Annotated in this window: 18 protein-coding genes and 1 riboswitch; of the genes, 8 read left to right on the plus strand and 10 right to left on the minus strand. The window is 39.3% G+C overall.

Translation table 11 applies throughout. The features are described 5' to 3' along the window. Nucleotides 1-5 precede the first annotated feature (5 nt). From ald to DHD80_RS09940, 3 genes are all read right to left on the minus strand, one after another. The gene (gene ald / locus DHD80_RS09930) at nt 6-1,106 is read right to left on the minus strand and encodes an alanine dehydrogenase (protein WP_251741014.1); all 1,101 of its coding nucleotides are present in this window, start codon (nt 1,104-1,106) and stop codon (nt 6-8) included. A gap of 102 nt (nt 1,107-1,208) precedes the next feature. Beyond that, entirely contained in the window at nt 1,209-4,289 is a 3,081-nt protein-coding gene (locus DHD80_RS09935) for a class I tRNA ligase family protein (protein WP_251741111.1), read from the minus strand. 174 nt (nt 4,290-4,463) lie between these two features. Next, nucleotides 4,464-5,393 carry a 2-dehydropantoate 2-reductase gene (locus DHD80_RS09940; RefSeq protein WP_251741015.1) on the minus strand — a complete coding sequence of 310 codons (930 nt, stop codon included), beginning with the start codon at nt 5,391-5,393 and terminating at the stop codon, nt 4,464-4,466. A gap of 966 nt (nt 5,394-6,359) precedes the next feature. Between DHD80_RS09940 and DHD80_RS09945 the strand changes: the two genes are divergently transcribed. The 6 genes from DHD80_RS09945 to DHD80_RS09970 are packed head-to-tail and all read left to right on the plus strand — an operon-like array spanning nt 6,360 to nt 10,339. After that, nucleotides 6,360-7,238, plus strand: coding sequence for a permease-like cell division protein FtsX (locus tag DHD80_RS09945; RefSeq protein ID WP_251741016.1), 879 nt, complete (start codon nt 6,360-6,362; stop codon nt 7,236-7,238). 9 nt (nt 7,239-7,247) lie between these two features. Further along, nucleotides 7,248-7,505, plus strand: coding sequence for a DUF3098 domain-containing protein (locus tag DHD80_RS09950; protein WP_251741017.1), 258 nt, complete (start codon nt 7,248-7,250; stop codon nt 7,503-7,505). Nucleotides 7,506-7,511: 6 nt separating this feature from the next. Next, a complete protein-coding gene (locus tag DHD80_RS09955) occupies nt 7,512-8,309 on the plus strand; it encodes an undecaprenyl-diphosphate phosphatase (RefSeq protein ID WP_251741018.1) in 798 nt (265 codons plus the stop codon). After that, entirely contained in the window at nt 8,296-9,006 is a 711-nt protein-coding gene (gene truB, locus DHD80_RS09960; protein ID WP_251741019.1) for a tRNA pseudouridine(55) synthase TruB, read from the plus strand. The genes DHD80_RS09955 and truB overlap by 14 nt, the downstream gene beginning before the upstream one ends. A gap of 23 nt (nt 9,007-9,029) precedes the next feature. Further along, nucleotides 9,030-9,743, plus strand: coding sequence for an energy transducer TonB (locus DHD80_RS09965; protein WP_251741020.1), 714 nt, complete (start codon nt 9,030-9,032; stop codon nt 9,741-9,743). A gap of 2 nt (nt 9,744-9,745) precedes the next feature. Next, the gene (locus DHD80_RS09970; RefSeq protein ID WP_251741021.1) at nt 9,746-10,339 is read left to right on the plus strand and encodes a DNA-3-methyladenine glycosylase I; all 594 of its coding nucleotides are present in this window, start codon (nt 9,746-9,748) and stop codon (nt 10,337-10,339) included. Between the two features lie 2 nt (nt 10,340-10,341). Here the strand turns inward: DHD80_RS09970 and aat are convergent, their stop codons facing one another. From aat to DHD80_RS09985, 3 genes are all read right to left on the minus strand, one after another. Next, nucleotides 10,342-10,980 (minus strand): leucyl/phenylalanyl-tRNA--protein transferase, encoded by a 639-nt coding sequence (gene aat, locus DHD80_RS09975; protein WP_251741022.1) that lies wholly within the window; start codon nt 10,978-10,980, stop codon nt 10,342-10,344. 72 nt (nt 10,981-11,052) lie between these two features. Beyond that, entirely contained in the window at nt 11,053-11,424 is a 372-nt protein-coding gene (locus DHD80_RS09980; protein WP_251741023.1) for a DUF3127 domain-containing protein, read from the minus strand. A gap of 6 nt (nt 11,425-11,430) precedes the next feature. After that, entirely contained in the window at nt 11,431-12,303 is an 873-nt protein-coding gene (locus DHD80_RS09985) for a flavin reductase family protein (protein WP_251741024.1), read from the minus strand. A gap of 201 nt (nt 12,304-12,504) precedes the next feature. On the opposite strand from DHD80_RS09985, the gene DHD80_RS09990 reads away from it, so the two are divergent. Beyond that, entirely contained in the window at nt 12,505-13,656 is a 1,152-nt protein-coding gene (locus DHD80_RS09990) for a HAMP domain-containing sensor histidine kinase (protein ID WP_251741112.1), read from the plus strand. On the opposite strand, the gene DHD80_RS09995 is transcribed toward DHD80_RS09990, so the two are convergent. From DHD80_RS09995 to greA, 3 genes are all read right to left on the minus strand, one after another. Further along, a complete protein-coding gene (locus DHD80_RS09995; RefSeq protein WP_251741025.1) occupies nt 13,653-14,066 on the minus strand; it encodes an acyl-CoA thioesterase in 414 nt (137 codons plus the stop codon). The two genes, DHD80_RS09990 and DHD80_RS09995, sit on opposite strands and share 4 nt — an antisense overlap. Continuing rightward, nucleotides 14,063-14,458, minus strand: a complete 396-nt coding sequence (locus DHD80_RS10000; RefSeq protein ID WP_251741026.1) for an HIT family protein — start codon at nt 14,456-14,458, stop codon at nt 14,063-14,065. The genes DHD80_RS09995 and DHD80_RS10000 overlap by 4 nt, the downstream gene beginning before the upstream one ends. A 100-nt stretch (nt 14,459-14,558) precedes the next feature. Then, a complete protein-coding gene (gene greA, locus DHD80_RS10005; protein WP_251741027.1) occupies nt 14,559-15,035 on the minus strand; it encodes a transcription elongation factor GreA in 477 nt (158 codons plus the stop codon). 247 nt (nt 15,036-15,282) lie between these two features. Between greA and DHD80_RS10010 the strand changes: the two genes are divergently transcribed. Further along, the gene (locus tag DHD80_RS10010; RefSeq protein WP_251741028.1) at nt 15,283-15,711 is read left to right on the plus strand and encodes a hypothetical protein; all 429 of its coding nucleotides are present in this window, start codon (nt 15,283-15,285) and stop codon (nt 15,709-15,711) included. Between the two features lie 52 nt (nt 15,712-15,763). Here DHD80_RS10010 and DHD80_RS10015 read toward each other — a convergent pair whose 3' ends face one another. Beyond that, complete coding sequence (locus DHD80_RS10015) at nt 15,764-18,145, minus strand: TonB-dependent receptor (protein ID WP_251741029.1); 2,382 nt, start codon at nt 18,143-18,145, stop codon at nt 15,764-15,766. 98 nt (nt 18,146-18,243) lie between these two features. Next, nucleotides 18,244-18,331, minus strand: a riboswitch (TPP riboswitch). Nucleotides 18,332-18,375 lie beyond the last annotated feature (44 nt).

The following is an 18,375-nucleotide window of genomic DNA, read 5'->3' on the forward strand; positions in this document are numbered from 1 at the left end:
TCTTTTTAAATCATCGCTTCTTTCCAACCGAAAGCTTCGAGAATAGGACTAAAAAGAATTTTTCCTCCAACCATATTAAGGCCTTTGGCCAGCGTCTTATCATCTGCACAGGCATCTTCCCATCCCATATTTGCAAGTTTCAATACATAGGGCAGAGTGACATTCGTGAGGGCAACTGTTGAAGTATAAGGTACTGCTCCCGGCATATTGGCCACACAATAATGCACCACATCATCAATAATATAAGCAGGATCTTCATGGGTAGTTGGCCGGGTAGTTTCAAAACATCCACCCTGATCTACCGCCACATCTACGATCACTGTTCCCGGCTGCATTTCTTTCAGCATATCACGGGTAATAAGTCGCGGAGCCTTGGCGCCGGTAATTAAAACCCCACCAATTATTAGATCGCTGGTTTTTATATGTTTTCTGATATTGTATTCGTTGGAAAATTCGGTAACCACATGCGGGGGCATTACATCATTCACATAACGTAATTTTTTCATATCGATATCAAGAACGGTAACCTGAGCCCCAAGACCTGCCGCCATTTTTGCTGCCTGAATTCCAACAGTACCAGCTCCCAATACCAAAACTTTTCCCGGAGGAACTCCCGGAACGCCTCCCAGCAATATACCTCTTCCCTTTACTGGTTTTTCCAGATATTTTGCTCCCTGTTGAACAGCCATTCTGCCGGCAACTTCGCTCATGGGCGTTAATAAGGGAAGTGAGCCGTCTTCACCTTCCACGGTTTCGTAAGCGATACAAACAGACTTACTTTTCATCATGGCCTCGGTAAGTTGTTTGTTGGAGGCAAAATGAAAGTAGGTAAAAATGATCTGATCTTCTTTTATGAGATCGTATTCCTGCTCTATAGGTTCTTTCACCTTTACGATCATGTCACTTTTGTCATAGACCCGATCAATAGTAGGCAAGATAGTGGCCCCGGCAGCGTGATAATCTTCATCGTCCCATCCGCTACCTTCTCCTGCTGTAGATTGAATAAAAACTTTATGCCCCAGTTTACTTAATTCAAGAACGCCGGCCGGAGTCATTCCCACACGGCTTTCATTATTTTTGATTTCTTTTGGAATCCCGATTTTCATAATAGAATATTTAGATTCCGAAAAATAAACAAAGAATTTAATAAAGGGGGTCAAAAAATAAAAAAGTTATATTCCGCTTAATAATATTAATTTTTAAGGGGGTTATATTACGATATTTACAATTTTACCGGGGACTACAATAACTTTTTTAGGGGTAGATCCGTTTAATTGATTTTTAGTTCGATCATCATCAAGCACGGTTTTTTCGATTTCATCCTTTTTCATATCCAGCGGAAGTTCCATGGTAAAACGCATTTTCCCATTAAAAGAAACCGGGTAGTTCTTCGTGCTTTCAACCAGATATTTTTCTTCATAAACCGGGTACGCAGCAGTTGTTATTGATTCTGAATTCCCTAATTTTTGCCATAATTCTTCTGCGATATGTGGCGCGTAAGGCGCGATCAAAACGGCCAGTGGCTCCAGGATTTCCCGGCTGTGGCATTGCTGCGCGGTTAATTCATTTACGCAGATCATAAAGGTAGAAACTGAAGTATTAAAACTAAAATTCTCAATATCCTCGGTGACTTTTTTTATGGTTTTATGTAGACTCTTTAACGAATCTGCCGAAGCTTTTTCATCTGAAACCAAGAACTTCTCTTCTCCATTGGGGGAGTTGGAGGGGGCGTGATACAATTTCCAAAGTTTCTTTAGAAAACTATGTACCCCGGTAATCCCGGCGGTATTCCATGGTTTTGCCTGTTCCAGCGGACCCAAAAACATCTCGTACATACGTAAAGTATCTGCCCCGTAATCTTTACAAATCTCATCCGGGTTGACCACGTTGTATTTTGATTTGGACATTTTTTCGACTTCACGACCTACGATGTATTTACCATCTTCAGTGAGAAATTTAGCATCTGCAAATTCCGGTCTCCATTTTTTAAAGCCTTCAATATCCAATTCATCTGAAGCGTTTACCAATGAAACATCGGTATGTATTTTTGAAATCGAAAGATTCGGAATGTTATTAAATTTTTTAGAATTTAAGTAGTTAATAAGAGCGGAATAATTGGAATTACTTTTAATTACGTCAAAAAACTTCTGCTGTAAACTTTCAGGATTATCACTATCACTTTTTGAAATAAAAATTGAATCATAATAAATTGAAGCTGTAGGATTGTCTTCAATTAAATCTTCTTCATTAATATATTTAAAAACAAAATCCAACCTATAAGCAAATGCACTCTGCCCCAAAATCATTCCTTGGTTAATCAGTTTTTTAAAGGGTTCTTCCACGCTTAAATATCCGCGGTCATATAAAAACTTTGTCCAAAATCTGGAATAGAGCAGGTGGCCCGTGGCATGTTCGCTCCCGCCTATATACAGATCCACATTTTCCCAGTATTTCTGCGCTTCCTTGGAAACAAATTCTTCAGAATTGTCACTATCCATATATCTGAATAAGTACCAGCTACTTCCTGCCCAGCCGGGCATGGTATTTAATTCCAGAGGATAAATTCCATCACTCTGAGACCCCTCGACTGCGCTCGGCGTGACCCCATCATTATTTGCGTCATGCTGAACTTGTTTCAGCATGTTATTAGAAACCACTTTGTTATTTTTTGTATCCCAGGCCCAATCAGTTGCGTTTCCAAGCGGTGGTTCGCCGGTTTCTGTAGGCAGGTATTTTTCAACCTCCGGCAACTTTAAGGGAAGGTGCTCCAAATCTATCATTTTCGGCAAACCGTTCACATAATACACCGGGAATGGTTCTCCCCAATAGCGTTGTCGGCTAAAAACAGCATCCCTCAGCCTATAATTTATCTTTCCGTAACCCTGCCCGGTTTTCTCCAGTTCCAGGATCACTTTATGCATGGCCTCTTTATATTCCAGTCCGCTTAGAAAATCTGAATTTCCGATTACCGTGCCTTCCTTTCCCGCATGTGCTTCTTCAGAAATATCAACATTTTCGAAAATATTCCGGATTGGAAGATCGAAATGCTTTGCAAATTCATAATCCCGCTGGTCACCGCAGGGAACGGCCATTACGGCACCGGTTCCATATCCCGCCAACACATAATCCCCAATCCAGATAGGCACCGGTTCTTTGGTAAACGGATGTTCCGCATAGGCACCGGTAAAAACACCGCTAATACTTTTTACATCGGCCATACGTTCGCGCTCACTACGCTTAGCGGTTGCCTGAATATAGGCTTCCACAGCTTCTTTTTGTTCTTCGGTAGTGATCTTTTTCACCAGATCCAATTCCGGAGCTAAGGTCATAAAAGTGACTCCAAAGATGGTATCAGGCCGGGTGGTGAATACACCAATTGTAAATTCTGAATTCTGAATTTTGAATTCTACATGCGCCCCTACAGATTTTCCAATCCAGTTACGCTGACTTTCCTTTAGACTTTCGGTCCAATCCAAATCATTCAAACCCTGAAGCAATCGCTCAGCAAATGCTGAAATTCGCATACTCCACTGGGTCATTTTCTTTCTTAGCACGGGATAACCTCCACGTTCAGAAACTCCGTTTACAATCTCATCATTCGCCAACACAGTACCTAATTGTGGGCACCAGTTAACTTCAGTTTCAGCTAAATAAGTCAGGCGATATTTTAATAAAATTCGTTCTTTTTCATCTTCAGAAAAAGCATTCCATGCTTCCGCAGAAAATTCTTCCGTATCATCATCACAAGCTGCTTTAATTCTGGTATTTCCTTCCGAAGAAAATAACGAAGAAAGTTCAGTGATCGGTCTCGATTTATCCGCTTCCAGATCATACCAGCTTTCAAAAAGCTGGATAAAGATCCATTGTGTCCACTTATAATAATCGGGTTCACTGGTTCGCACCTCACGACTCCAATCGAAAGAAAACCCAATTTGATCTAACTGCTCGCGGTAACGCTTGATGTTACGCTCTGTGGTTAGAGCGGGGTGCTGCCCGGTTTGAATCGCATATTGCTCAGCCGGCAGGCCAAAACTATCATATCCCTGTGGATGCAACACATTGAAGCCTTTATGACGCTTATAACGCGCATAAATATCACTGGCGATATATCCCAGCGGATGCCCAACATGCAAACCGGCTCCCGAAGGATAGGGAAACATATCCAATACATAATAAGCCTCCCCCAGCCCCTCCGAAGGAGGGGAGCCAGGATTCTGAGCTCTAAACGTCTGGTTTTTGGCCCAGTATTCCTGCCATTCTTTTTCGATCCTATTAAAGTCGTAACTCATCTTCTGTCTCTTACTATTATCCATTTTCATGGAAGTCATTGCGAGAAATGTAATGCCGAAGCAATCTATAATCAAAAATGAGACTGCTTCACTACGCTCGCAGTGACGTTAATCACTAATTGCGTGCAAAAATACAATTTTCAAACACTTATTGGGAATGTTAGGAGGGTTGTATTATCCCGATTTTCGAGCCGCTTCTTCCATAGGTTTAAGGCATTCATAGATATACCGATTTATGGGAGTATCAACACCCAGTTTTTTACCCTGCTTTACGATATACCCATTAAAATTTTCTAATTCTGAAGGTTTTCCCTGCATGATATCCCTTTGCGTGGAAGCTGTGTTACCTTTCGGCTGGGAATTGATAATCTCAAAGACCATTTCCAGATGTTTATCTGTAAGTGGAATATTCTTAGCTTTCCCAACCGCGATAATTTCTTTTGCTGTATTTCTCATCATCTCGAAAAGATATTCGCTTTCCCTAATCTTATCTATGGAAACCCGGGTTAAACCTCCAATTCCACTTACTGTACAGATGAATAAAAATTTCTTCCAGATCTCAAGCTGAATATTTTTAGGGATTGAATTCTCAATTCCGGCTTTATCGAAGAGGGCATGAATCTTCAAAATTCTATCTGACTGTGAATTATCACTCTCTCCAAAAGTGATTTTGGGCTCGAAAGCTGTATGTTTTATTTTTCCAGGCTTCTCAATAAAACTTACTACAAAACAAAGCCCGGCCAGGACATTTTTCTTCGGAAGAACTTCGATTAATTTTTCATAATTATCGGCTCCATTCTGTAACGGAAGCACCATCGTTTTTTCTCCAATTATCGGTTTTAACTCTTTAGCAACCGAAGGAATTTGCCAGGATTTAATTCCCAGGATCACCAGATCAGGTTTAGGAACTTCAGCAACATTAGAAGTTGCCATTTTTGGTTTTACTTTAAAATTCCCGTTAATACTTTCAACCTCAAGTCCGTGTTTTTGGATTGCTTTTAAGTGCTCTCCCCGGGCGATCATACTCACATTAAGTCCTGCATTTGCCAATTTTCCTCCGAAATATCCGCCAATACCGCCTATTCCGTAAACAAGTATTTCCATAATTCGATTTTTATCAAATTTAGGAAACTTAATATTGATTTTATTCCTGGTTAAAATGACATTTATTGAAATGTCACCTAGCGCAGTCGAAAGGTGGCTTTAAGTGTTTCGATTTCGCTTAACATGACCAATTCTTATTCAGTGTCACCCTGAGACCAGTGATAAAAAAATTATATAGCGTAGGTAATTGACTTATTTTTTAGCATATCTAATGAGATGCTGAAACAAGTTCAGCATGACGGCAATTCTAAAAACCAGTATCGTCACCCTGAACTTGTTTCAGGGTCTCTAATAAGTAACCAAATAAAAAAGCAGTCTCCATAATAGATTGCTTCACTGCGCCTGCCTACCGCAGGCAGGTTCGCAATGACAACCAGTAGGGAAACGTCCTCAGTTTCGGATTCGGGACCCGTAGGTGCAAAATCCGTTCAAAAGAATTGCTGTTTGAGCGAAGCGAGTTCCATTCTTTTAGGATTTAAACCGTTACGGGTGAACGAGAAACTGCAGACTAGCTTTTTTGTTTCTTTTTCAGCAATGGAAAAAGAAAAGAATGAGATTATGCTTCGACTGCGCTAGCAGGACATAAGAATTAAAATGAAAACACACTTACACGTCAATGGTAACTGGTTTCAGGGTCTATAAAACGTAACCAAATAAAAATACGTCAATGGTAGAAACGAAGTGACCGAAGCAATCTCATGTAAAAAACAAATTCTTCAAAAGATCGCCACGCTGCGCTCGCGATGACGAATAAAACTAAAGACTAACTTAAATTGTCATTCCAATGAAGCAAAGCGACTGAGAAATCATATTCAATAAAGAGATTCCTCGACTGCGTTCGGAATCAAATAGTATAACATGACCGTAATAAACATGATCCCTTTCCAATATTTTTAAAAGTTTAAACGTTTTAAAGATTGAGAAAGCTGAACTTTCTTATTTTTACAAAAAATCTGCAGTCTCTTTATGACCACATCTTTCGAAAGGTATCAGAAACGCCGACTCATATCTTCCTATTTTTCTGTAGTAATCAGTATTTCGCTGGTATTATTCCTACTGGGAATGCTTGGCCTTTTAGTATTGAATACGAAAAAAGTAGCCGATCATTTTAAGGAACAAATCGCTCTTACCGTTTATTTAAACGATACGGCGAAAGAAGTTGAAATTGAACAATTAAAGAAAAGTCTGGCCATGGCAGATTACACAAAATCAACCAAATATATTTCCAAAGAAGCAGCTGCAGAAGAACATAGCAAGGAAATTGGTGAAGATTTTATGGAATTTTTGGGCTACAACCCGTTGCAAAATTCCATCGACGTATACATGAATGCCGATTTTGTTAGTTCAGAACAGGTAGACAAAATAGCGGAAGATCTCACGGCAAAGAATTTTGTGGATGAAGTGGTTTATGACAAACCCCTGATCGCGCTTTTAAACGACAACGTAAAGAAGATCAGTTTATGGGTTTTGGTGGCGAGTACCCTGTTTACTTTTATCGCGGTATTATTAATTAACAGCAGTATTCGATTGGCGGTATATTCAAAAAGATTTATTATTAAAACCATGCAAATGGTGGGAGCTACTAAAGGCTTTATTCGCCGCCCATTTATCTGGCAAAGCGTTAAACTTGGGATTATAGGGGCCGTGGTTGCATTGATTGGAATGGCTGCTGTTTTGTATTATCTCAATAATAGTTTCCGGGAACTGGAACTTTTGAGCGATGCAAAAATGCTGGTGATGCTTTTCTCTGGAATTTTTCTAATGGGTGTGGTAATCACCTGGATAAGTACGTTCTTTGCCACTTCAAGATTTTTGAATTTAAAAACCGACGAACTTTATTATTAATTTCAGAATATGAAAGAAAAAAATAAACGAAAGGGAAGTTTTAATACCGATTTTGTATTCGGAAAAAAGAATTACATGTTCATGCTCATTGGACTTGCTGTGATCGCGCTTGGGTTTATTTTAATGTCGGGTGGCGGGAGTGAAGACCCCAATGAATTTAATGATGCCATTTACAATTTCCAAAGAATTCGCCTGGCTCCTACCCTGGTTTTAATTGGTTTTGGAATTGAAGCATACGCCATTCTCCTCAACCCCAATAAAAAATAATATAATTTGGACGCATTAGACGCCGCCATCCTTGGAATTATCCAGGGCCTAACCGAGTTTTTACCAGTTTCATCCAGCGGACATTTAGAACTGGGAAAGGCAATTTTAGGAGATAACAGCATACCTGAAGAATCCCTTCTTTTCACCGTTATTCTCCATTTCGCAACCGCTCTCAGTACGCTGGTCGTTTTCAGAAAAGATGTCGCGGAGATATTTCGTGGTTTGTTTCAATTTAAGTGGAATGAGGAAACACAATTTTCTTTAAAAATCATTATTTCCATGTTGCCCGCTGCAATAATCGGGCTTCTTTTTGAAGATCAATTAGAGGAATTATTTGGGGGTAGTGTGATGTTCGTTGGCTTTATGCTCCTGGTCACGGCATTATTATTATGGCTGGCCGATAAAGCTAAAAATACAGGCAAAAAAGTTAGTTATAGCAATGCCTTTGTGATAGGAGTATCGCAGGCTATCGCCATGTTACCGGGAATTTCACGCAGTGGAGCAACCATTTCAACCTCTGTATTATTGGGTAATGATAAAACTAAAGCCGCAAGATTTTCATTTTTAATGGTAGTGCCTTTAATCTTCGGAAAGATCGCTAAGGACCTATTAAGCGGTGATCTCATGAATAGCAGTGCCGACTTCTCCATTGTTGCCATTGGCTTTGTTACGGCTTTTCTTGCCGGCCTGGCCGCCTGTACCTGGATGATAGCTCTGGTTAAAAAGAGCAAACTTTCCTGGTTTGCCATCTACTGTTTTGTGGTTGGGATTGTCGCCATTACCTTTGCTTATGCACAACAATAAATTTTCTGCGGAAGAGTTTAAAACCGGCCAGATTTTACTTTTTGATAAACCCCTGAATTGGACTTCTTTCCAGTTAGTCAATAAAATTCGCTGGCTAATCAGGAAAAGTTGTCACATCAAAAAAATTAAGGTGGGCCACGCGGGAACTTTAGATCCCCTGGCGACCGGATTGTTGATCATCTGTACGGGAAAGTTCACCAAAAAAATTCAGGAATTACAGGGACAGGTCAAGGAGTATACCGGAACGATCACTTTAGGTTCTACCACGCCTTCATTTGATTTGGAAACTGAAATTGATGCCTCTTTTCCAACAGATCATATTTCAGAAAAGCTTTTAGTGGAAACTTCGAAAAAATTCATTGGTGAAATTGGGCAAACCCCGCCTGTTTTTTCAGCATTAAAAAAGGATGGAAAAAGGCTGTATGAATATGCCCGCGAAGGACAGGAAGTTGAAATCCAGAAACGAAAAGTAGAAATTTCAGCTTTTGACATCGATGCTTCAGCATTTCCAAAGATATATTTTAGAGTAGTTTGTAGCAAAGGAACTTATATTCGAAGTCTGGCGCATGAATTTGGAATGGCCCTGAACAGCGGGGCGCATCTTTCCGAATTAAGGAGAACGGCAATTGGTGATTTTCAGGTTGCAAAAGCTTTCAATGTCGCAGCTTTTGAAAATTTGCTACCTTCACAGGATTAATATTTTCCCACTTTTATCTGGAAATGGATTTTTTTGAAAAACATAAAGCCCTAATCATCACCTCTTTGTTATTCGCAATATTGGTGCTGGTGCTTTATAATTTTAACCTCGCCCAAAACAGGCAGCAGGTTTCAGAAATGCTTGTGGATTTGGAACAATTTAAAGTAGAGGAACAGCCGGAAGAACCTGAAACAGAGCAGGAAACTCAGTCTCAAAATCAGCGAAATATTCAAACCAATCAGGCATTTAACGAAAGTAAAGAAGCCCGTGATGCCGATATGAACAATAGGCTTAATGAGATTTTCGAAAAGAATACCGCTAACCAGGAAGCCGAAGAAAACAATGAAAATTCAAATGCTGATGGGAATTATGCGCTGAGCAGAAAGAATTCTGAAAAGCAAAAAACCAAATCTGACGGAAATGACAATTCAGATGAAATTGGGCAAAAATCGGCAGTATATGATTATAGTTCCATTTCATTTTCACTGAAGGGCAGGAATGCGGTAAAAATTCCCAATCCGGTTTACACCTGTGATAATGCCGGGAAAATTGTAGTGAATATTATTGTGGATGCCAACGGATTTGTAACTGATGTGTCCCTTAATAAAGGAAGTTCAAACTCCTCCAACGAATGCCTTACGGAAAGAGCACTGCAATACGCGATTGATGCACGATTTACCAGGCTCACAGGTCAAAATTCGCAACCCGGTACCATTACTTATTATTTTAGATCTTAATTATGGAAAAACACAAATGTGGCTGGTGTCTTGGCGACCCTTTATATGAAGCATATCATGATACGGAATGGGGTGTTCCGGTTTTGGATGATGAAAACATTTTTGAGTTCTTGATCCTGGAAACCTTCCAGGCGGGCTTAAGCTGGATCACTATTCTTCGGAAAAGGGGAAATTTCAGAAAAGCTTTTGATAATTTCGACTACCGGAAAATCGCATTATATGAAGAACCTAAGATTGCTGAATTACTCCAGGATGCAGGCATTATTCGGAACCAGCTAAAAATAAGGTCTACCGTTTCCAATGCCAGAAATTTTATGAAAATTCAGGAAGAATTTGGCAATTTTAGCCGATATATCTGGAGTTTTGTAAATGGAGTTCCCATCCAGAATGAGGTACAAAATTATAAAGAAGCACCGGCAACCACGGCACTTAGCGATAAATTAAGCAAAGACCTGAAAAAACGCGGATTCAAATTTGTAGGATCTACTGTGATCTATGCACATATGCAGGCAACGGGAATGGTAAACGATCATGAAACGAATTGCTTTCGATATGCGGAAGTAAAAAAAATGGGGGAAAAAATAAAATTTGTTTAAGGCTACTTTAAAAATTCCAAAAATTTATTTCTATCAATTTCCAGGGCTCCCAGACTTTCCAGATGTTTTGTATACACCTGGCAATCAATTATTTTGATATCCTCCTGCTTCAATTTTTCTACCATTTTTATAAAACCGAATTTGGAAGCATTGTTCCTTTTCGAGAACATGCTTTCCCCGCAAAACATTTTCTTATTTTTCAGATAAATACCATAAAGGCCGCCAACCAATGTCTCATGATCCCAAACTTCAACCGAATTTGCCCAGCCTTCCTGATGTAGTTGAAGATAATTCTGCTTAATAGCCTGAGTGATCCAGGTTCCAGCCTGTCCTTTTCTATCTACCCTTCCACAGGCATCGATCACCTTTTCAAATTCCTGGTTGAAGGTGACCTGAAATTTATTTTGATTGAGATAAGGCTTCATGCTTTTCGCAATTTTCAGATCTTCTGGAAAAAGCACCATTCGGGGATCTGGCGACCACCACAAAACTGGCTGGCCTTCATTATACCAGGGAAATATCCCGTTAAGATAGGCTCGTTTTATTTGTGGAACGGCAAGCGTTGTCGAAACGGCCAAAAGGCCATCTTCATCAGCTAATTCCACAGGAGGAAACTTATCTTCAGGGTTTACGAAATACACGAATGAAATTTGTTTTGAAGTAAAAAAGTCCGGCTACACACGCAACCGGACTTTCAATTTTATTATTTGACCTTAAAAAGGAAGATCATCATAATCTTCATCATTGAGATCGTTTGCAGGCTCAAATTGATCGGGCGGTGGTACATTTCCACCTCCTGGTTGTTGTGCGACCAAATTTTCGATCCTCCAACCCTGTATAGAGTTGAAATATTTTGTTTCTCCCTGCGGGTTTACCCATTCCCTTCCTCGAAGGTTTACCCCAATTTTTACAGGCTGTCCCACTTTGTAACTATCTAAAAGGGAACATTTGTCCTGAACAAATTCAACCAGAATATGTTGTGGATATTGCTCTTCTGTAGTAACTACCACTTCCCTTTTCTGGAATCCGTTGCTTCCAAATTCTTTTGTTTCACCAATTAACTTGATTTTTCCTTGTACTTCCATCGTCTGTTATTTTGCTAATAATAAGTTCCAGGCCTTTGAAATTTCTTCCTGCTGAAGATATAACTGTGCCTTTTTATGAATTTTCTGTTTGTTTCCTTCTTTAATAAGCGTTAGATCTTCATAATTATTCTGAAGAAATATTTTTATTTTATCCTCTTCCGGGAGTTTTTCCACATTCCCCAACTTTCCAAGATCATTTCCAGTCAAAATATCGCTTGTCCTTATTTCTTTTGGCAATTGGTCTACTCCAATTCCTAATGTTGAGAGTGGTTTTGGCACTTCAAACATTCCTGTTTTAGCGCGAGTATACCAGTTCCCCCCCATTCTCGCTACCTGATCGATTTTATGTTGATCAATATAACCGTTTTCATCTAAAATTTCATCTTTAATATGCATTTTCAACACATGACAAATGATCAAATTTCCCGCACCGCCCTCCTGTCCCGTTTCCACGATCTCTTTCACTTTACATTCCATTTGCACGGGAGACTCAGCCACTCTGAAAGGTTTGATCAAATCTGATTTCAGCATAGTTAAACCTGCTTTTTCAAATTCATTCACCCCTTCAGCATATTCAGTACTGGAAAGGGACATTTGTTGAACTATTTCGTAATTCACGATATTGATCACCACCTCATCAACATGCTTTACATTTTCAAAAGTATGTTTGGTAGTATTGTCTCTTCCGCGACGCGCCGGGGAAAAGATCAAAACCGGTGGATTGGCCCCAAAAACATTAAAAAAACTAAAAGGTGACAAATTGGGCTTTCCTTCAGCATCAATTGTACTGGCAAAAGCAATGGGCCTTGGCCCGATCGCACCTAAAAGATACTGGTGCAGTTTACCCACAGTCACATCTTTCGGCTCAATAGTCAACATAAAATTAATTTTTTCAAAGGTAAAGAATTGAGCAAGGAATGAAAAGCGAAGCAGCACAATAAAATTTGTTTTAAAACGCTTATATTTAATTTAATAAATTACCTCAAAACGGTCTCCTGGAATATTTGAAAAACAAAATATTTCGATGTGAAAATGTGGTATTTTAATGCCCACGTGGTGGGTACAAAGCCTGAAAATTACATGAAATTATCAGACGAACGCAGCTTCAACCGCTGGTTTATCATCGCTTCCTGTCTTGTAGTTGTCTCCCTCGTGCTATGGAATACCAATATATTTTTTCAACGACTCAAGGAAGACGAAAGGGCTAAAATGAATATTTGGGCCGAGGCCTTCCAGGGTTTGGAAAAAGCTACCGATGACGCCCACCTTAACCTCATTCTGGAAATTCTTAATAAAAATACCACGATCCCTATTATCTATATGGACGAAAATGAGAATGTGGTAGATACCTCCAATATCGATCCTGCAATTACCGATGATGAAGAAAAACTGATGGATTTTCTTCAGAAGATTATGTCTGAAAATGATCCTATTGTGGTTGATCTTGGTGGCGGACAGGTTCAGCATTTATACTATGGCAATTCCCCTACATTGAATAAATTAAAATATTATCCTATTGGATTGACCTTACTTGGATTTCTCTTCGTGGGCGTGGTTTATTTTTTCTATACCACCACAAAAAATAGTGAACAAAACAAACTCTGGGCGGGAATGGCCAAAGAAACCGCACATCAAATTGGAACTCCGCTAAGTTCACTCATTGGCTGGACAGAAATTTTAAAGACTGAAAATGTAAATCCTTCTTATGTGGTAGAAATGGAAAAGGATATTGACAGGCTCAATACCATTACCGAAAGATTCTCCAAAATTGGCTCTGCACCTAACCTTCAGGATACAGATATTGTCCTTGCCACCAAAGACAGTTTTGATTATTTAAAAGCCCGAAGCTCCCGACTGATAGAATTTTCAATCCAGGCGCCAAGACAGCCAATTTGGGTAAAATTAAATGAACAGTTATATAGCTGGACCATCGAGAACCTGGTGAAAAATGCCATTGATGCGATGCGTGGGAAAGGAAAGCTATTAATTGAGATCAAACAGGATCTTAAAGAAGCGCACATCTACATTAGCGATACAGGGAAAGGAATCGATAAGAGTAAGTTTAAACTGATCTTTGAGCCGGGACAGACAACGAAAAAAAGAGGCTGGGGACTTGGTTTATCCCTGGCAAAAAGGATTATTGAAGAATATCACTCCGGAAGAATAAAAGTGGCGCATTCAGAATTGAAGAAAGGCACAACCTTTCAAATAAGTTTAAAGAAGGTGATTTAAAATTGCGCTAATTTTTCGCGAAGCCACTCAGGAACCGGAAAGGTTTTTTTAATTTCAAAATCAAAACAAACTACCACATCTTTACCCTCCGCACAAAGCTCATTTTCATCATTAAGAATGATGTGTTTCAACGTAAAGCTTTTATTCCCGATGGCATCCAGTTTCGTTTTGATGATGGCATTACCGGGATAGAACAATGATTTTATAAAATCACATTGCGTGGAAACCAGCATGGTCCCCTGCTTAGAATTTCTATAAAAATCATGAATTCCCGAAGCCTCCCAAAAGTTTACCCTGCCGCTTTGCAAATAGCGCATGTAGGCAACGTTATTTACGTGCTCATACATATCCAGATCACTCCAGTCTATTCTTAAAGCAAGAGAAAGTTTGTATTCAGAAAATTTGCTCACAGAGCCATATTATTATGAATTTTTTTCGCGAGGGCCGTAAATTCATCTTCTTCCATTTTTACATGGTTCGAAAAATCCATTCCGCTCATATCATTTAACGGGATCAAATGTATGTGTACATGAGGTACTTCAAGCCCTACAATAGCCATTCCTACCCGTTTACACTTAACAGATCTTTCTAGGGCAAGCGCCACTTTACGCGAAAAACGCATTAATTCCTGATAGGCTTCAGCTTCCATATCCCAAATCTTATTTACTTCTTTCTTCGGAATACATAAGGTATGACCTTTGGCATTTGGGCGAATATCTAAAAATGCCAGAAACTGACTGTCTTCTGCAACTTTATAAGCCGGGACTTCCCCCCGAATAATTTTAGTGAATAACGTAGACATCAATTTAAATTTTTTTGGTTCCTCTTAAAAATAAAGAATCCTTTTCTAAATTCCCGTGGATTGGGTGTTAGAAAAGGATTAAAGTTTTAGAAAACAGCTTTTATTCCCGCCAGATTTCGATTACTTCAAAATTTACCGTTCCGTTTGGCACTTCAATTTCAGCGGTATCACCCACTTTCTTCCCAAGGAGACCTTTCCCGATAGGAGAATCAACGGAAATTTTACCCGATTTTAAGTCGGCCTCACTTTGTGCAACCAGCATGTAGGTCATTTCCGTTTTATTCGTTTTATTTTTAATTTTCACATGCGAATGTACCAGCACTTTAGAGGTGTCTAACTGGGTTTCGTCAATAACCCTGGCATTGGAAAGCACTTCTTCCATTTTGGAAATTTTCATTTCCAGCAATCCCTGTGCTTCCTTAGCGGCGTCATATTCGGCATTTTCACTTAAGTCTCCTTTATCTCTAGCTTCACCAATAGCCTGCGAAGCTTTTGGACGTTCCACATCTTTTAATTGATTGAGTTCATCCTTTAGTTTTTTTAAACCTTCCGCGGTGTAATAAGATACTTTACTCATAACTTCTACGTTTTAATACTTAACATCCTCAGGGATTGCTCCCTAGGTTACAAATCTCTAATGACATAGTATTTAAATAGTTTCCCAGATTGGGAATATCCCGAATTTACTAAGCTTTAGGCCCCGGGAATAAACCAGAATATCATTAACTAAAAAAATCCCAATACGTTCGGGATTTCCTCTTATCAAATGTAAGAAATTTAATCTTTCAGAACAATTATATTATTTTCGTAAAAAATCAAATTTAATGTTAAGAATACTTAAAATTTTTATGATAAGCTGCCTGTTTTTAAGCTGTTCAGCAACTGATGATGGGTATCAAAATAATCCTAATCTGGCAAATCTTAATTTTAGGTTTCAGCTTAATTTAAATTTACCGGAATACAATAATCTCCAGTTTCCCGGGAATTCATTTGCTACCTATACTTATGGCGTTAAGGGTATCGTGATCTATAATTTTAATAATTCTGAATATGTCGCCTGGGAATTGAGTGACCCCAATCATCCTGCCAGCGATTGTTCTGCGATGACCGTAAATGGCATTATCGCGACCTGTGCCTGTGAAGGCAATGAATACAATATCGTTACAGGTGAAATAACCAAAGGTGAAGGGCAATATACTTTAAAACCTTACCGGATAAGACGCTCCGGAAATATAATTGAAGTTTCAAATTAAAAAAGCCCTCCAATTCGTTAGAAAAGGAAGGCTGCGGTTAGCATTTCAAATCTTAAAATTTCAACGTCAATCCCAATAAAAAATTAGTGGTCGCCTGCGGATAATATCCTGCGCCATCAAAAGTTTGCAAGCCTGAAGGGAGGTCCTCATTAGGAATATTATAAGTGTAATAATAGCCATTGGAGACATATTTTTCATTCAGGATATTATTAACCAGTCCCGTTAGCACCACTTCACGGAAGATCCAGGGTTTTTGCAGCACATACTGCACATTAAAGTCATTCACAAAATAAACCTCCAGTTTAGAGTTTTCAGCTTCTACATTACTCATAAATTGTTCTCCCACATATTTCGATAATAAGCGTAATTCTAGATTTTCAATGGGCAGGTAGCTGAAAATATTTCCCGCAACAATTTCCGGGGAGTAGGATATATCTGTATTTCCATAATCAACTAATTCGCCATTAAAACCTGAGACAAAATCCACATTTTTATTTCGGCTTAAAGAGATATTTGGCTGTATTTTAAATTGCTCATTTAATTTAATATTGGCATCAATTTCTACACCTACACGGTAACTGTTCCCACTATTCTCCCTTATAAAAGATCCCACATCATCTATGCCCCCGGTTAACACTAACTGATTTTGATAATCCATAAAATACAGGTTGGAATTAAGCTTAAAGCCTTCGGAAGTATGCCTCCAGCCCAATTCAAAATCATTCAACTCTTCAGGTTCGGGATCGCCATTCTCATAATCATTCCTGCTGGGCTCTCTATGGGCACGGGCATAAGAAGCATAAAACTGGTTCCCGTCATTTAATTCATACGTCACACCAGCTTTGGGATTGAAAAAGCTGAAATGATCTTCATTTTGAAAACGAGACTGATCATCCAGTAAACCATCGGTTTGATAATCTACTGTTCTTAACTGAAGATCTGCAAAACCCGAAAGTTTTTCTGTAATAACAAAGTTTGCTTTTCCGTAGATATTAAAATCTACTTTATCTGACTGGTTGAAATAGTAAGGATCAAAAGGTTCGCCATTCATCGCAAATCTGGTGTAAAGTATTTCCCCAAAATGATCTCCTTCATATTTATTTAAACCTCCGCCAAAAGTGATATCCCAGTTGGAATTCTGATAATTTAAACTGAAAACGGTTCCGTAGAAATTATTGTCCAGCCATTTAGTCCCTACAATATCTGAAGTTGAAAATTCCTCCCCATTGGCCAGAAAATTGGGCAACCCAAACTCCGCCAGATCGGCATCTTCATTAAATTCTTCATAATATCCCCTTCCATAGGTATAATGAAATGCGATATTTGAAGACCAGTTCGATCCATAAGCCTGGTTCCATAGGAGTTGATAATGGTCCTGTTTATAGTTATCGGTTTGATTATCATAGAATTTTACGTTTCCACCTTCATCAGTATAGATTCCCGCGGGATTAAATCTCCTATCCTCATCCAGTTGAGCCTGATCTATTCCATACCAGGCCTGGTAGGTAACTTCAGAACCGCCAAACATGATAGCCTTGATTAGGCTCTGGTCATCGACATAGGTTCCCTGTAAAAAATAAGATTTAAGATCACTGCTCGCGCGATCGATATACCCATCACTACGAATCTTGGAAGCCCTACCGGCGAATTCGAAATGATCATTGATTAGCCCTGTGCTGAATTTTGCCGTATGCTTAAATGTGTTATAAGAACCAATGCTATTGGAAATTTCCGCCTGTGCATCGGTTTTATAAGAATCGGTTAAAATATTTAGGCTTGCACCGAAAGCGCCGGCACCACTGGTTGAGGTCCCTACCCCTCTTTGCAGTTGCAAATTCTGAACTGAAGAAGCAAAATCTCCTAAGTTCACCCAGAAGGTGCCTTGGCTTTCCGCATCATTATACGGGATACCGTTAATAGTTACATTTACACGGGTCGCGTCGCTCCCACGCACCCGGATTCCGGTATATCCTACACCAGCCCCCGCATCGGTAGTAGTTACCACGTTCGGCATATAATTCATTAAAACGGGAATATCCTGCCCTAAATTTCTATCGGCTATTTCCTCATTACTAAGATTACTATAGGTGATCGGGGAATCTGGAGTGACCCTCACCGCATCCAGAAAAACCTCCTCAAGGCTTTCTTTAGCATTCGCCATATCTACGTTTAAGGTAAGATCGGCGTTTAGATTAATTTTTCTGCTTAACTGGTTACCATAGGAAAAGATAAGGGTGTGATTTCCGGATGGAAGGTTTAAAGAATAAAGGCCATCGGCATTGGTAATAGTTCCAGGGGAAGTGCCCTCTGCATAAACCGAAACATCGCTTAAGGCTTTTCCGTTTTCAGAAACTGTTCCTTTAACTTCGAATTCCTGAGAAATTCCGGTGGCACAAGTGAGTAAAAAACCCACAAAAAATAATACATTTTTCATTCGTAAAAGAGTTTACGAATAAAAGGGGCAATTATTCATTGATTAAATTTTAAAAAAAAATCCCGAAATTACCATAAGGTAAAATCAGGAGTCATACATAGCACGTTAGTGCTTATCCCTTGGCAGCATTACCTGCCCAGGTTCGTTGGGTATGATCTCAGCCCGAAGGCACCCCTTTGAGATATTGGTGCAAATGTAATTTGGTTTTTTGGAAAAGCAATAACTTTATA

Source organism: Gramella sp. AN32, assembly GCF_023718305.1.
Lineage (GTDB): Bacteria > Bacteroidota > Bacteroidia > Flavobacteriales > Flavobacteriaceae > Christiangramia > Christiangramia antarctica.

Coding starts and splice junctions, on each gene's coding strand:
- ald (WP_251741014.1), bottom strand. CDS start 1,106: ATGAAAATCGGGATTCCAAAAGAAATCAAAAATAATGAAAGCCGTGTG.
- DHD80_RS09935 (WP_251741111.1), bottom strand. CDS start 4,289: ATGAGTTACGACTTTAATAGGATCGAAAAAGAATGGCAGGAATACTGG.
- DHD80_RS09940 (WP_251741015.1), bottom strand. CDS start 5,393: ATGGAAATACTTGTTTACGGAATAGGCGGTATTGGCGGATATTTCGGA.
- DHD80_RS09945 (WP_251741016.1), top strand. CDS start 6,360: ATGACCACATCTTTCGAAAGGTATCAGAAACGCCGACTCATATCTTCC.
- DHD80_RS09950 (WP_251741017.1), top strand. CDS start 7,248: ATGAAAGAAAAAAATAAACGAAAGGGAAGTTTTAATACCGATTTTGTA.
- truB (WP_251741019.1), top strand. CDS start 8,296: ATGCACAACAATAAATTTTCTGCGGAAGAGTTTAAAACCGGCCAGATT.
- DHD80_RS09965 (WP_251741020.1), top strand. CDS start 9,030: ATGGATTTTTTTGAAAAACATAAAGCCCTAATCATCACCTCTTTGTTA.
- DHD80_RS09970 (WP_251741021.1), top strand. CDS start 9,746: ATGGAAAAACACAAATGTGGCTGGTGTCTTGGCGACCCTTTATATGAA.
- DHD80_RS09980 (WP_251741023.1), bottom strand. CDS start 11,424: ATGGAAGTACAAGGAAAAATCAAGTTAATTGGTGAAACAAAAGAATTT.
- DHD80_RS09985 (WP_251741024.1), bottom strand. CDS start 12,303: ATGTTGACTATTGAGCCGAAAGATGTGACTGTGGGTAAACTGCACCAG.
- DHD80_RS09990 (WP_251741112.1), top strand. CDS start 12,505: ATGAAATTATCAGACGAACGCAGCTTCAACCGCTGGTTTATCATCGCT.
- DHD80_RS10000 (WP_251741026.1), bottom strand. CDS start 14,458: ATGTCTACGTTATTCACTAAAATTATTCGGGGGGAAGTCCCGGCTTAT.
- greA (WP_251741027.1), bottom strand. CDS start 15,035: ATGAGTAAAGTATCTTATTACACCGCGGAAGGTTTAAAAAAACTAAAG.
- DHD80_RS10010 (WP_251741028.1), top strand. CDS start 15,283: ATGTTAAGAATACTTAAAATTTTTATGATAAGCTGCCTGTTTTTAAGC.
- DHD80_RS10015 (WP_251741029.1), bottom strand. CDS start 18,145: ATGAAAAATGTATTATTTTTTGTGGGTTTTTTACTCACTTGTGCCACC.